The sequence below is a fragment of the Pseudomonas sp. BO3-4 genome (genome assembly GCF_034044115.1).
GTDB lineage: Bacteria > Pseudomonadota > Gammaproteobacteria > Pseudomonadales > Pseudomonadaceae > Aquipseudomonas > Aquipseudomonas alloputida.
The window spans coordinates 287175-300390 of sequence record NZ_CP139018.1 but is presented as its reverse complement, the minus strand read 5'-3'; the positions used below and the strand labels follow the sequence as shown (position 1 = coordinate 300390).

General features: G+C 61.7%; 13 protein-coding genes and 1 tRNA gene. 6 read left to right on the top strand and 8 right to left on the bottom strand.

Annotation, left to right across the window (positions count from 1 at the left end; genetic code table 11):
* Positions 1–91: 91 nt before the first annotated feature.
* The 6 genes from hisF to REH59_RS01315 form a co-directional block, all read right to left on the bottom strand.
* Entirely contained in the window at positions 92–862 is a 771-nt protein-coding gene (gene hisF, locus REH59_RS01340; protein ID WP_003255729.1) for an imidazole glycerol phosphate synthase subunit HisF, read from the bottom strand.
* Positions 863–872: 10 nt separating this feature from the next.
* A complete protein-coding gene (gene hisA / locus REH59_RS01335) occupies positions 873–1610 on the bottom strand; it encodes a 1-(5-phosphoribosyl)-5-[(5-phosphoribosylamino)methylideneamino]imidazole-4-carboxamide isomerase (RefSeq protein ID WP_003255731.1) in 738 nt (245 codons plus the stop codon).
* Between the two features lie 27 nt (positions 1611–1637).
* Entirely contained in the window at positions 1638–1898 is a 261-nt protein-coding gene (locus tag REH59_RS01330) for a DUF2164 domain-containing protein (RefSeq protein WP_003255734.1), read from the bottom strand.
* Positions 1899–2537, bottom strand: coding sequence for an imidazole glycerol phosphate synthase subunit HisH (hisH, locus tag REH59_RS01325; protein ID WP_003255735.1), 639 nt, complete (start codon positions 2535–2537; stop codon positions 1899–1901).
* Positions 2538–3131, bottom strand: coding sequence for an imidazoleglycerol-phosphate dehydratase HisB (gene hisB / locus REH59_RS01320; RefSeq protein WP_003255736.1), 594 nt, complete (start codon positions 3129–3131; stop codon positions 2538–2540).
* Between the two features lie 271 nt (positions 3132–3402).
* Positions 3403–5064 (bottom strand): OFA family MFS transporter, encoded by a 1662-nt coding sequence (locus REH59_RS01315; RefSeq protein ID WP_014860392.1) that lies wholly within the window; start codon positions 5062–5064, stop codon positions 3403–3405.
* 268 nt (positions 5065–5332) lie between these two features.
* Here REH59_RS01315 and REH59_RS01310 point away from each other — a divergent pair, with 268 nt between their 5' ends.
* The 4 genes from REH59_RS01310 to REH59_RS01295 all read left to right on the top strand — a co-directional run bounded on the left by REH59_RS01310 (position 5333) and on the right by REH59_RS01295 (position 9078).
* Entirely contained in the window at positions 5333–7579 is a 2247-nt protein-coding gene (locus REH59_RS01310; protein ID WP_014860391.1) for an AsmA family protein, read from the top strand.
* Positions 7576–8643, top strand: a complete 1068-nt coding sequence (gene mutY / locus REH59_RS01305; RefSeq protein WP_003255741.1) for an A/G-specific adenine glycosylase — start codon at positions 7576–7578, stop codon at positions 8641–8643. The genes REH59_RS01310 and mutY overlap by 4 nt, the downstream gene beginning before the upstream one ends.
* Positions 8640–8912, top strand: coding sequence for an oxidative damage protection protein (locus REH59_RS01300; RefSeq protein ID WP_003255742.1), 273 nt, complete (start codon positions 8640–8642; stop codon positions 8910–8912). The genes mutY and REH59_RS01300 overlap by 4 nt, the downstream gene beginning before the upstream one ends.
* A gap of 90 nt (positions 8913–9002) precedes the next feature.
* Positions 9003–9078 (top strand) — tRNA-Phe (locus REH59_RS01295).
* 187 nt (positions 9079–9265) lie between these two features.
* Here REH59_RS01295 and REH59_RS01290 read toward each other — a convergent pair.
* The gene (locus REH59_RS01290; protein ID WP_003255743.1) at positions 9266–9493 is read right to left on the bottom strand and encodes a hypothetical protein; all 228 of its coding nucleotides are present in this window, start codon (positions 9491–9493) and stop codon (positions 9266–9268) included.
* Positions 9494–9732: 239 nt separating this feature from the next.
* Between REH59_RS01290 and REH59_RS01285 the strand changes: the two genes are divergently transcribed.
* Positions 9733–10170, top strand: coding sequence for a hypothetical protein (locus tag REH59_RS01285; RefSeq protein ID WP_003255744.1), 438 nt, complete (start codon positions 9733–9735; stop codon positions 10168–10170).
* Positions 10171–10419: 249 nt separating this feature from the next.
* On the opposite strand, the gene gabP is transcribed toward REH59_RS01285, so the two are convergent.
* A complete protein-coding gene (gene gabP, locus REH59_RS01280; RefSeq protein WP_003255745.1) occupies positions 10420–11805 on the bottom strand; it encodes a GABA permease in 1386 nt (461 codons plus the stop codon).
* Positions 11806–12436: 631 nt separating this feature from the next.
* Between gabP and REH59_RS01275 the strand changes: the two genes are divergently transcribed.
* Positions 12437–13210 (top strand): ABC transporter ATP-binding protein, encoded by a 774-nt coding sequence (locus REH59_RS01275; protein WP_003255746.1) that lies wholly within the window; start codon positions 12437–12439, stop codon positions 13208–13210.
* Positions 13211–13216 lie beyond the last annotated feature (6 nt).

Here is a 13216-nt window from a genome sequence, read left to right as displayed (position 1 = left end):
ATCCAACTCTTGGGGGCAGTCCAGGTTTGCTGAGATCTCTGTGGGAACGGGCGTGCCCGCGAAGGGCTGCAAAGCAGCCCCGATCAATGGATCAGCGAACGACGATCCCGCGCGAAGCCATGTAAGCCTTGGCTTCAGGCACTGTGTACTCGCCAAAGTGGAAGATGCTGGCCGCCAGCACCGCGCTGGCATGCCCTTCCAGAATGCCGTCAGCCAAGTGCTGCAGGTTACCCACACCCCCCGAGGCAATCACCGGAATCCCCAGCGCATCACTGATAGCGCGGGTAACGCCCAGGTCGAAGCCGTTCTTCATGCCGTCCTGGTCCATGCTGGTCAGCAGGATCTCGCCAGCGCCCAGGCCTTCCATCTTCTTCGCCCACTCGACTGCATCCAGCCCGGTCGGTTTGCGCCCGCCGTGAGTGAAAATCTCCCAGCGCGGCGCTTCACCTGGCCCGGACACTTTCTTGGCATCGATGGCGACAACGATGCACTGCGAACCGAAACGGTCCGCCGCCTCGCCAACAAACTCTGGGTTGAACACCGCGGCGGTGTTGATCGAGACCTTGTCGGCACCGGCGTTGAGCAGGTTGCGGATGTCCTGCACGGTCCGCACGCCACCCCCTACCGTCAGCGGGATGAACACCTGGCTGGCCATGCGCTCGACGGTATGCAAAGTGGTGTCGCGGCCATCGACGCTGGCGGTGATGTCGAGAAAGGTGATTTCGTCAGCACCTTGCTCGTCGTAGCGACGGGCGATTTCCACCGGGTCGCCGGCATCACGGATGTTCTCGAACTTGACGCCCTTGACCACCCGGCCGTTGTCCACGTCCAGGCAAGGGATAATGCGCTTGGCCAGTGCCATGGTTCAGTCCTCAGCCTTGGTAGTTGTCACAGAAGGCCTGGGCCTCAGCAACATCCAGGGTGCCTTCGTAGATGGCACGGCCGGTGATGGCGCCGATGATGCCCGGGGCCTTGGCGTCCAGCAGCGCCTTGATGTCGCCCAGGTTGTGAATGCCGCCCGAGGCGATCACCGGGATACGGGTGGCTTCAGCCAGTGCCTTGGTGAAGGGCACATTGCAGCCCTGCATCATGCCGTCCTTTGCGATGTCGGTGTAGACGATCGCCGAGACGCCATCGGCCTCGAAACGCTTGGCCAGGTCGATGACCTGCACCGAGCTCACTTCGGCCCAACCGTCGGTGGCGACGAAACCGTCCTTGGCGTCCAGGCCGACGATGACCTTGCCCGGGAAGGCTTTGCACGCTTCAGCGACGAACTCGGGCTGCTTGACGGCCTTGGTGCCAATGATCACGTAGCTGACGCCAGCCTTGACGTAGTGTTCGATGGTTTCCAGCGAACGGATACCGCCGCCGATCTGGATCGGCAGGTTCGGGTAGCGCTTGGCGATGGCGGTAACCACTTCACCATTGACCGGCTGGCCTTCGAAGGCGCCGTTGAGGTCGACCAGGTGCAGGCGGCGGCAGCCACCCTCGACCCACTTGGCGGCCATGCTCACCGGGTCGTCGGAAAATACCGTAGAGTCTTCCATGCGGCCCTGGCGCAGGCGCACGCAAGCACCGTCCTTCAGATCGATAGCGGGGATAATCAGCATCTTGGGAACCTGTCTATTTGTTGGGTTTCAGGGCTTCTCGAGTGCCCACAGGTCGCTTTCGATGCTCTCGAACCGCTCCTTGAGGTGCAGCTGAACATCGGCAATCGCCCTGTTGTAGTAATGGGGTGCAATCTCTTTGCTGAACAGCTCGAGGACCTCGGCCACCTCGAACGACCCCAACTGCAGCTCGAAGCGGTCTTCGAGAAAACGCTTCAAGGTATCGAGCGCTTCGCGCTCCTGCTCGGGGGCCAGGGTGATGGTCGGGGCCTTGGTCTTCGACCTGCTCATTTACCAGCGCCCGTCCCAGGCGATGAAGTTCTGCAGCAGCTGCAGGCCATGGGTATGGCTCTTCTCCGGGTGGAACTGCACGGCAAAACGCGAACCGTCGGCCAGCGCTGCGGCGAAGTCGACGCCATAGTGACCGCGTCCCACCACTTGGCCCGGCTTGCCGGCATTGATGTAGTAGCTGTGCACGAAGTAGAAACGTGCGCGGTCAGGGATGTCGTGCCACAGCGGGTGGTCGATGGTCTGGCTGACTTCGTTCCAGCCCATGTGCGGCACCTTCAGGTGCTCGCCCTCTTCTTGCAGGTCTTTGCCGAAAAAGCGCACCTGGCCAGGGAACAGGCCAATGCAGTCGACGCCGTTGTTTTCCTCACTGTGCTCGAGCAGCGCCTGCATACCGACGCAGATGCCGAGGAACGGGCGGTCCTGGCTGACTTCGCGCACCAGGCTGTCGAAGCCCAGGCGGCGGATTTCGGCCATGCAGTCGCGAATCGCGCCCACGCCCGGGAACACCACACGGTCGGCCTCGCGGATCACTGAGGCATCGCTGGTCACCAGCACTTTACCGGCACCTACGTGCTCAAGCGCCTTGGCCACCGAGTGCAGGTTACCCATGCCATAGTCGATTACGGCTACCGTTTGCATTTACAGGCACCCTTTGGTGGAAGGCATCTGCCCGGCCATACGCTCGTCGAGGGTGATGGCCATGCGCAGGGCACGGCCGAAAGCCTTGAATACGGTTTCGATCTGGTGGTGGGTGTTGTGGCCACGCAGGTTGTCGATGTGCAGGGTTACCAGGGCGTGGTTGACGAAGCCCTGGAAAAACTCCTGGAACAGGTCGACATCGAAGCCGCCAACGCTTGCACGGGTATACGGCACGTGCATCTGCAGGCCTGGGCGGCCAGAGAAGTCGATGACCACGCGTGACAGCGCTTCGTCCAGCGGCACGTAGGCGTGGCCGTAGCGGAAGATACCTTTCTTGTCACCGATAGCTTGGGCGAATGCCATGCCCAGGGTGATGCCGACGTCTTCGACGGTATGGTGATCGTCGATATGCGTGTCACCCTTGCACTCGATATCCAGATCGATCAGCCCATGGCGGGCAATCTGGTCCAGCATGTGTTCAAGGAAAGGCACACCGATATCGAATCGGGCCTTGCCACTGCCATCGAGGTTGATCGAGCACTTGACCTGGGTTTCCAGGGTATTGCGCTCGACGGAAGCCTTACGTTCGACCATCACCAGCTCCGCAAAATCATTGGGCGAAAAGGGTTTCATTATAGGCCCAGAACGCGCCAGCTTGAAACGCGGATGACATATGGCAAAGCCAGGTTTTACGCTGGCTGGATGCTGCTACAGGTCTATACAACTGCGTAATGGGGGCTGCTTTGCAGCCCATCGCGACACAAGGCCGCTCCCACAGGGACCGCGCAACCCTGAAGCGTACGCGGTCCCTGTGGGAGCGGCCTTGCGTCGCGAAAGGGGCGCAAAGCGCACCCATGCAGTTACATCAATGGAACAGGACAGCAGTCTTCTGCAGTGTCACCCAAACACCCCAGGCCAACGGCACAACCACCACCGCCCAGGCCAGCAGCACCAGTGGCAGGCTGCCTGGCGCCGCCTTCCACTCCAGCGACCGCGCCCCATCGGCGCCCTTGTCATGGCTCAACGCACGCTCGGCCGCCAGTTCGGCATCACTCATGAAGTGCTTGTCGGCCACCGGGCGCACCAGCATGTTGCAGATAAAGCCCAGCACCAGCAGACCCGCGAGAATGTACAAGGTCATGTCATAAGCCGCCGCCCGCTCCACGCCCGCTGCCAGTTGATACTCGCGCAGGTAGGTGATCAGCACCGGCCCCAGCACCCCCGCTGCCGCCCAGGCGGTCAGCAGGCGGCCATGGATGGCACCCACCATCTGCGTGCCGAACAGGTCGGCCAGGTAGGCCGGCACCGTTGCAAAACCACCGCCATACATCGACAGGATGATGCAGAACGCTGCCACGAAAAGCGCCACGTTGCCCAGGTGCCCCATGTTCGGCACCAGGCTGTACAAGCCCACGCCCAAGGCGAAGAAGGCAAAATAGGTGTTCTTGCGGCCGATGTAGTCGGAGAACGATGCCCAGAAGAACCGGCCGCCAATGTTGAACAGGCTCAGCAGGCCGGTAAAGCCGGCGGCGATCGCGGCAATCTGCGCCAACTGCGCAGTGCTCAGCTGGCTGAAGGTCAGTTCGTTGCCCAGTAATTTACCGGCGAACACTTCCTGCAGCAGCGGTGACGCCATGCCCAAAATGCCGATGCCCGCCGACACGTTCAGGCACAGCACCAGCCAGATCAGCGCGAACTGCGGGGTCTTCCAGGCCACACTGACGTGCACGTGGCGGTCGGTGACCATGGCGTTACTGGCATTCTTCAACGGCGCAGCCCAGCCTTCAGGCTTCCAGCCGGTCGGTGGTACGCGATACGCCAGGGCGCCAGCGGTCATGAACACAAAGTAGATCGCCGCCATGGCGACAAAGCTCTGCCATACGCCAACTTCGTGCTCATTGCCAAAATGCCCCATAAGCGCGGTGGCCAGCGGCGCCCCGACCATGGCCCCGCCGCCGAAGCCCATGATCGCCATACCGGTGGCCATGCCACGTTTGTCCGGGAACCACTTGATCAAGGTCGACACGGGTGAGATGTAGCCCAGGCCCAGGCCGATACCGCCAATCACGCCGGAGCCAAGCCACATCAGCCACAATTGATGGGTTTTCACACCTATCGCCGAAAGCAGCATGCCACCGCACCAGCACAAGGCCGACACCAGGCCAGCCTTGCGCGGGCCGGCGTGCTCCAGCCAGCCGCCCAGCACCGCCGCCGAGCAACCGAGGAAGACGAAGAACAGGGTGTAGATCCAGCTCAGCATCGAGATTGGCCAGTCGCATTCGGCGCTGAACATACGGGCCATGAAGCCCATGTCTGCCGCACAGGCGACGGGGGCGGTGATCCCCAGGGCTTGCGACAAGGGCAGCCAGAATACCGAGAAGCCGTAGGCCATACCGATGCACAGGTGAATGGCCAAGGCAGCTGGCGGGACCAGCCAGCGGTTGAAGCCCGGGCGGGCGATTATGCGTTCCTTCGACAGGAAGCCTGGCTCACTGGCCGAGCTTCCCGTCGCGACGGTACTGGTCATGAATCTGATCCTTGTTATAGGGAGGGTGCTCGCGAAGCGGCGCAAGGGTAGCAGCATCAAGCAGCATGAAAGCAATCTGCCATCGTCCATTTTTGCCTAACTGAATCGGTCATGTCCCCGGCAAAAGCTCAGTATTAAGCTGTCGAAAGCCGTACCCTCTGATGCAGGCGTAGGAATTTTCTACATCTCTAGTCGTACAAGCAGGGGTAACCGCTACAGCGTTATACTCTGCCGCCTGAACTCACTAACGGACTAAAAGGACTCGCCCATGAAAGCGCTCGGCAAAATCCTGGGACTGGGGCTTCTCGGGTTACTGCTGATCATCGTGGCGCTGGGCTTCGCCCTGACCCACCTCTTTGATCCCAACGACTACAAAGACGAGATTCGCCAGCTGGCGCGCGACAAGGCCCACGTCGAACTGACCCTCAATGGTGACATCGGCTGGAGCCTGTTCCCGTGGCTGGGTCTGGAGCTGCACGAAGCCAGCATCGCTACCTTGAACAAACCCAAGGAACCGTTCGCCGACCTGCAGATGCTTGGCCTTTCAGTCCGTGTGCTGCCGCTGCTGCGCCGCGAAGTGCAAATGAGCGACGTACGTGTCGAGGGCCTGAACCTGACCCTGGCGCGTGACGAACAGGGCCATGGCAACTGGGAGGACATCGGCAAGCCGCTACCCGCGCAGAATGGCGCAGGCACCGATGCACAGGCACAGGCACCTGCCGAGCAGGCGCCTGCGACCACCGACAGCAACGACCGCGCCATCAAGCTGGACATCGACAGCCTGACCGTGAACAACGCCCGCGTGCAGTACACCGATGCCAAGACCGGCCAAAATTACAGCGCCGAGAGCATCCAGCTGAGCACCGGCCCGGTCCATGAAGGCGCAAACATCCCGCTCAAGGCCAGCGCCTTCGTCAGCGCCAGCCAGCCGAGCATCAAAGCCCGTACCGAGCTGGCCGGCGAATTGCGCTTCGACCGCAAGCTCAAGCGCTACAACTTCGAAGACATGCGCCTGTCGGGCGAGACCTCGGGTGAGCCTACCGGCGGCAAGACCGTGACCTTCGCCGCCCAAGGACAACTGCTGGTCGACCTGGCCGCCAATGTCGCCTCGTGGAACGGCCTGAAAGTCTCGGCCAACCAACTGCGCGCCCTCGGTGAGCTGAACCTGCGTGATCTGGACAAAGCACCCCAGCTGAGCGGCGGCCTGTCCATCGCCCAGTTCAACCTGCGCGCCTTCCTTGAAAGCATTGGCCACCCGCTGCCGGCCACCAACGACCCGGCCGCCTTCGCCAAGCTGGAGCTGGTGACTCGCCTGCAGGGCACGCCCAGCAGCCTGGCCCTGGAAGACCTGGCGGTGAAGCTGGACGACAGCACCTTCAGCGGCCGCGTGGCCGTCGAAGATTTCGCCAAACAAGCCCTGCGCCTGCAGCTTAAGGGCGACACCTTCGACGCCGACCGCTACCTGCCGGCCAAGAGCGAAGAAGCCAAGGGCGCCACCGCTGCGCGCCAGGCCGAGATCAAGCAACAAGAGGCCAGCGCCGTAGCCGGTGCTGGCACCACACCACTGCCCAACGCCCCAACACACGTGGCATGGAGCGACGACAAGCTGCTGCCGGTCGACCGTCTGCGCGCCCTCGACCTGCAGGCCGACCTGGCCTTCGGCTCGTTGACCCTGGACAAGCTGCCGATCGAGGACGCCCAGCTCAAGGCCGTTGGCCAAGGCGGCCTGCTGACCCTGCAAACCTTGCGCGGAGCGCTGTACAACGGCACCTTCGAAGCCAAGGGCACGGTCGACGTTCGCCCTGCCGTGCCACAGCTGGGTGTGAACACCAATATCCAGCGGGTGCCGGTGGAACACTTCATCAAGGCCGAAGGCAAGGAACAGACGCCGCCTGTCAAGGGCCTGCTGACCCTGACCAGTGATCTGACAGCCACCGGTAACAGCCAGAAAGCACTGGTCGACACCCTGAACGGCAGCGCAAACTTCGCCATCAACGATGGCGTGCTGGTCAATGCCAACCTGGAACAGCAGCTGTGCCAGGCCATCGCCACGCTCAATCGCAAGACGCTGAGCAGCGAACCACGCGGCAAGGACACCCCGTTCCAGGAACTGCGCGGCAGCCTGGTAGTACGCAATGGCGTCGCCAGCAACCCGGACCTCAAGGCGCGCATCCCGGGCCTCACCGTCAATGGCCATGGTGACCTCGACCTGCGCGTGCTGGGCATGGACTACAACGTCGGTGTAGTCGTCGAAGGCGACCAGCGTGCCATGCCGGACCCGGCCTGCCAGGTCAACGAACGTTATGTAGGTGTTGAAGTACCCCTGCGCTGCCGTGGTCCGCTGGAACTCGGCGCAAAGGCCTGCCGCCTGGACCAGAACGGCCTGGGCAAGGTTGCCGCCAAACTGGCCGGCAACCGCCTGAAGGACAAGATCGATGAAAAGCTTGATGAAAAACTTGGAGACAAAGTGAGCCCGGAACTGAAAGACGCGCTCAAGGGGCTGTTCAAGCGATGAGCCCCGAGCAGTTCTCCAGCGCAGTGCTGGACTGGTATGACGAGCACGGCCGGCACGACCTGCCCTGGCAACAGGGCATCACGCCGTACCGGGTGTGGGTGTCGGAAATCATGTTGCAGCAGACCCAGGTCAGCACCGTACTCAACTACTTCGACCGCTTCATGCAGGCCCTGCCAACCGTGCAAGCCCTGGCCGAGGCACCGGAGGACGAAGTGCTGCACCTGTGGACCGGCCTGGGTTACTACACCCGCGCACGCAACCTGCAAAAGGCCGCCAAGGTCGTCGTCGAGCAACATGGCGGCGAATTCCCGCGCAGCGTCGAGCAGCTTACCGAGCTGCCCGGCATTGGCCGCTCCACTGCCGGCGCCATCGCCAGCATCAGCATGGGCATCCGCGCACCGATCCTCGACGGCAACGTCAAGCGCGTGCTGGCACGCTACACCGCCCAGGCCGGCTACCCCGGCGAACCCAAGGTTGCCAATCAGCTATGGGCCACCGCCGAGCGCTTTACCCCGCAACAACGCGCCAACCACTACACCCAGGCGATGATGGACATGGGCGCCACGCTGTGTACGCGCAGCAAGCCCAGTTGCCTGATCTGCCCGTTGCAGCGCGGCTGCGAAGCGCACCTGCACGGCGAAGAAACCCGCTACCCCGAGCCCAAACCGCGCAAGGCGCTGCCGCAACGGCGCACACTGATGCCACTGCTGGCCAACCACGAAGGTGCCATCCTGCTTTACCGCCGCCCTTCCAGCGGCCTGTGGGGTGGTTTGTGGAGCCTCCCGGAGCTGGACGACATCGCCCAGCTCGACGACCTGGCCTACCAGCACGGCCTGCGCCTGGCTGGCCGCCACGCCATGGACGGCCTGACCCATACCTTCAGCCACTTCCAGCTGGCGATCGAGCCTTGGCTCGTGCGCGTCGACCCGGTCGGCGAGCACGTGGTCGAGGCCGACTGGCTCTGGTATAACCTCGCCACCCCGCCGCGCCTGGGCCTCGCCGCTCCGGTGAAAAAGCTGCTTGAACGCGCGACCGACGAACTGATTGCAGGAGACGCCCGATGACCCGCACCGTGATGTGCCGCAAATACCAAGAAGAACTGCCAGGCCTGGAACGCCCGCCCTATCCCGGTGCCAAGGGCCAGGACATCTTCGAACACATCTCGCAGAAAGCCTGGGCCGACTGGCAGAAGCACCAGACCATGCTGATCAACGAGAAGCGCCTGAACATGATGAACGCCGAGGACCGCAAATTCCTCCAGGCTGAGATGGACAAGTTTTTCGCCGGCGAAGAATACGCCCAGGCCGAAGGCTACGTTCCACCGGCCGAATGACCCCAAAAATCGTAAGCGACGGAATTAATTTAAAATTTTTTCAAAAAGTCGTTGACGAGCGGTCCGGAAATCTATTTAATTCACCTCGTCGCCCAGATAGCTCAGTCGGTAGAGCAGAGGATTGAAAATCCTCGTGTCGGCGGTTCGACTCCGTCTCTGGGCACCACCTTCAAGCTTCTGGTGGTTGCAAAGTTACCCGAAGCGACAACAAGAAACCCGCCTAGTGCGGGTTTTTTGTTGCCTGTGATTTTTAACTTCAGCAGCTTCGAAGAACACCAGATTTCACAACGCAACCTGAAGGCTCGCCATGCAATCGAGAAACCCGCAGCCATAAGCAGACTGCGGGCCAAACCTTACTCGTCCGACATGGAACGAAGATGATTGAATGCGTCCTCGGTCATGTGCCCCATGTAGGAGATGCTGTGCAACTGAAGGTGGCCGTGTTGCTTGCCTTTTTCGATAATGGCGGCGATGTCAGCCTTTGTAATCCTTTGCTCGTCGCAATCGGCGAAACCGGTTGGATAGTAAACCCTGCCATCGTCCGTGTAGCCGTACAGGGTGACCAGATAAAAGTGCTTCATGACTCCTCCTTTGTAGCGCAAACGTGCGCATCACTCACAGACGCCGAATTGGCGCAGTGACAGGCTGCCAGCCAGCATGGCTGGCAGCAGGAGAGAAGCTACGCAGGGCCCACGGTTCGCATAATCTGGATATGTATCCCACAGACATCTCAAGCTGCAGCGCCCAGGCGCACGGCTTGGGTTTATCGGGCAATTGCGCTTCAATACGCGCACTTTCAGACACACCCAAGGATTTCCCCATGGCCACCCCTACCAAGCAACAGAAACGCGCCAAGCGCGCCGCCAGCAAGGCCAAGCAGAACCGCATGGTACGCAGCGGCCAAGCGGTCAAGGCCAGCGCCGGCGACAGCGCCAGCGTCGAGCAGGTGTACAACAAGGCCATGGAGTCGGGCAGCTACGACGCGATGTTCAACAAGATGAAGGAAGCCCAGGAAGGCGGCCTGGTGCCAATGATCTCGGTGTTCCTGGTGGATCCGCTGCTCGCCCTGGTGCTCAAGGGGCACAAGGAAGAACACGCCACCGACTACATCGTGCTGGTGTTCAACGCCTACCGCAAATGGCTGGACGGCGCTGACGAAGAGACCACCATGGCCTGGCTGGAGAGTGATGAGTTCCAGGACGCCTATATCGCTGCTTCCGAACTCGTGGCCAAGCAACAGCAGAAGCAGTTTGGCTGACAGGGCCATGTAACCCGTTGTGGCCTCCGCGCGGCCCCTGTAGGAGCGGGTTTACCCGCGAATACGATGGCGGCTGCGACGGTGATAAGCCAGGGAAATTGGCCAGCAGGCCCGGCCCTTTCGCGGGTAAACCCGCTCCTACGGGCCTGTGGCGAACCTGCGGGCTTGCCCACGAAAGGGCCATCACAGGCAACAAAAAAAGGCCGCACCCTTCACAGGGCGCGGCCTTCTCATTTCAGCCAGCGCGGATCAGCTGTCCAGCGCCGCCCGCCCGGCAGCCTCGCGCTTGCGGTGCACCAGCAAGCCAGCCGCCACCACACCAATACTCAGCAACGCAGTCGCAATGATCTCCGCACGGTGATCCTCACGCAGCGCCATCACCACCAGAATGGCAACGATGAAGGCAATGGTCGCCCAGGTCAGGCCCGGGAACAGCCACATCTTGAAGGTGATCTTCTCGCCGCGGGCTTCACGCTGGGCGCGCATGCGCAGCTGCGACACGGCAATCACCAGGTACACCAGCAGCGCGATGGCGCCAGAGCTGGCCAGCAGGAACTCGAACACCTGGGCCGGTGCCACAAAGTTGGCGAACACGCAGAGAAACGCAGCCGCGGTGGACAGCAGTACCGCCACATGCGGGGTCGCCGCCTTGGTGGTGCGCTGGGCGATGGCCGGGGCGTCGCCACGCTTGCTCAGCGAGAACAACATGCGCGAAGAAGTGTACAGCGCCGAGTTCAGGCAGCTGGTCACGGCAATCAGCACAACAATGTCGACGATCAGCTTGGCATTCGGCACACCAATACGGCTCAGCACGGTCTGGTAGGAGCCCGTCTCGGCCAAGGCCGGGTCGTTCCACGGCACCAGGGCCACGACCAGGAAGATCGACACCAGGTAGAACAGGCAGATACGCCAGATTACCGAGTTGGTGGCACGGCTGATCTGTTTGCCCGGGTCCTTCGACTCGGCAGCGGCGATGGTGACGATTTCGGTACCCATGAACGAGAACATGGTGGTCAGCATGGCTGCCAGCACTGCGCCCAGGCCGTTGGGCATGAAGCCCTGGGTATCGAACAGGTGGCTGGCACCGCTCACCTGGCTGCTCGGTACAAAGCCGAACAAGGCAGCACAGCCCACGGCGATGAAGCCGATGATCGCCAGCACTTTGAGCAGGGCAAACCAGAACTCGAACTCACCGTAGTTCTTCACGCTGCACAGGTTGGTAAGTGTCAGTGCCAGGGTAATGATGAGGGAGAACGCCCACAGGTCAACCGCCGGGAACCAGGCATGCAGAATGGCCGCGGCGGCGTTGGCCTCCAGCGGAATTACCAACACCCAGAACCACCAGTACAGCCAGCCAATGGTGAAACCGGCCCAGCGCCCGATGGCACGGTCGGCATACGTAGAGAACGAACCGGTGTCAGGCGAGGCGACTGCCATTTCACCCAGCATACGCATGACCAGCACGACCAGCGTACCGGCGGCAGCGTAAGCCAGCAGCACGGCAGGGCCGGCAGCTGCGATGGCGTGGCCGGAGCCTACGAACAGGCCGGCACCGATGACGCCAGCGATGGACAGCATGGTCACATGCCGTTGTTTGAGCCCCTGAGCGAGGTCATTGGAATTGTTACCGCTCATTGAAACTACCTTTGTAAGGAGTGGACCACGCCGACTGCGGGTACAGAGCGCGCCAGGGGATGACCCAGGCGTCGCTGCAATCGGCGGTTTCCAACTGGCAATAAGCGCGCCACATGCCGAATACACCCGTCAGAAAATTCTGCAGGCCTTTTAGGATGCGGCTTGGAGGGCTTTCGGCCATTGCATGACCGAAAGGGCATCAAATCATCGGATTACTGAAATACCCACTTACAAATGCACCAAAGGTGCTCCTCGGTAACACCTGTGCACCACCGCAATGCCAAAAAGTGCAACCCATAGGTACAACCTTGTGACATCAACATGGCATTCGTGGGTGAACCCGTTTGCACTGGCAAAAGGTCGGGTTTACCCCTCCAATGGGTCAAAACAGCTTCCATGCGCCGGCCAAAGCTGGCACCATCGCGCCTTTTTTCATCAAGGCTCTGGTGCTGGGCGACACCTTCGCGGACATCTGCGCGACGTTACGCTGTAGCGATGCGACAAACTGCCCCACCAGCGCCCCCAGTCCCCGGCGACCCTGTTGGCCGTCATAATGCCGCTATGCTAGCTTGGCGCACGCCAGGAAGGCCGCCAACAGCTGGGAACGCACCCGAACACATGAGGACCGCACATGGCTCAGGCCACGCCCGCGCTGGAAATCCGCAATTTGCACAAACGCTACGGCGAGCAGGAAATTCTCAAGGGCATTTCGCTGACCGCTCGCGACGGTGACGTGATCTCCATCCTGGGGTCGTCCGGCTCCGGCAAGTCCACCCTGCTGCGCTGCATCAACCTGCTCGAGAACCCGCACCAGGGCGAAATCCTGGTCGCCGGCGAAGCCCTCAAGCTCAAGGCCGCCAAGAATGGCGACCTGATCGCAGCCGACAACCGCCAGATCAATCGCCTGCGCAGCGAAATCGGCTTTGTCTTCCAGAATTTCAACCTGTGGCCGCACATGTCGATCCTCGACAACATCATCGAGGCGCCACGCCGCGTGCTCGGCCAAAGCAAGGCCGAAGCCATCGAAGCCGCCGAAGCGCTGCTGAACAAGGTCGGCATCTACGACAAACGCCACAGCTACCCCGCCCAGCTTTCCGGTGGCCAGCAACAGCGCGCCGCCATTGCCCGTACCCTGGCCATGAAGCCCAAGGTCATCCTGTTCGACGAGCCCACTTCGGCCCTCGATCCGGAAATGGTCCAGGAAGTGCTTAACGTTATCCGCGCATTGGCCGAAGAAGGCCGTACCATGCTGCTGGTGACGCACGAGATGAGCTTTGCCCGCCATGTGTCCAGTGAAGTCGTCTTCCTGCACCAGGGCCTGGTCGAAGAGCAGGGATCGCCGCAGCAGGTCTTCGAAAACCCGACCTCGGCGCGTTGCAAGCAATTCATGTCCAGCCACCGCTAACGGAGC

Bases quoted from the DNA above. Each gene is read 5' to 3' on its own strand.
- hisF (WP_003255729.1), bottom strand. From the start codon at position 862: ATGGCACTGGCCAAGCGCATTATCCCTTGCCTGGACGTGGACAACGGC.
- hisA (WP_003255731.1), bottom strand. From the start codon at position 1,610: ATGCTGATTATCCCCGCTATCGATCTGAAGGACGGTGCTTGCGTGCGC.
- REH59_RS01330 (WP_003255734.1), bottom strand. From the start codon at position 1,898: ATGAGCAGGTCGAAGACCAAGGCCCCGACCATCACCCTGGCCCCCGAG.
- hisH (WP_003255735.1), bottom strand. From the start codon at position 2,537: ATGCAAACGGTAGCCGTAATCGACTATGGCATGGGTAACCTGCACTCG.
- hisB (WP_003255736.1), bottom strand. From the start codon at position 3,131: ATGGTCGAACGTAAGGCTTCCGTCGAGCGCAATACCCTGGAAACCCAG.
- REH59_RS01315 (WP_014860392.1), bottom strand. From the start codon at position 5,064: ATGACCAGTACCGTCGCGACGGGAAGCTCGGCCAGTGAGCCAGGCTTC.
- REH59_RS01310 (WP_014860391.1), top strand. From the start codon at position 5,333: ATGAAAGCGCTCGGCAAAATCCTGGGACTGGGGCTTCTCGGGTTACTG.
- mutY (WP_003255741.1), top strand. From the start codon at position 7,576: ATGAGCCCCGAGCAGTTCTCCAGCGCAGTGCTGGACTGGTATGACGAG.
- REH59_RS01300 (WP_003255742.1), top strand. From the start codon at position 8,640: ATGACCCGCACCGTGATGTGCCGCAAATACCAAGAAGAACTGCCAGGC.
- REH59_RS01290 (WP_003255743.1), bottom strand. From the start codon at position 9,493: ATGAAGCACTTTTATCTGGTCACCCTGTACGGCTACACGGACGATGGC.
- REH59_RS01285 (WP_003255744.1), top strand. From the start codon at position 9,733: ATGGCCACCCCTACCAAGCAACAGAAACGCGCCAAGCGCGCCGCCAGC.
- gabP (WP_003255745.1), bottom strand. From the start codon at position 11,805: ATGAGCGGTAACAATTCCAATGACCTCGCTCAGGGGCTCAAACAACGG.
- REH59_RS01275 (WP_003255746.1), top strand. From the start codon at position 12,437: ATGGCTCAGGCCACGCCCGCGCTGGAAATCCGCAATTTGCACAAACGC.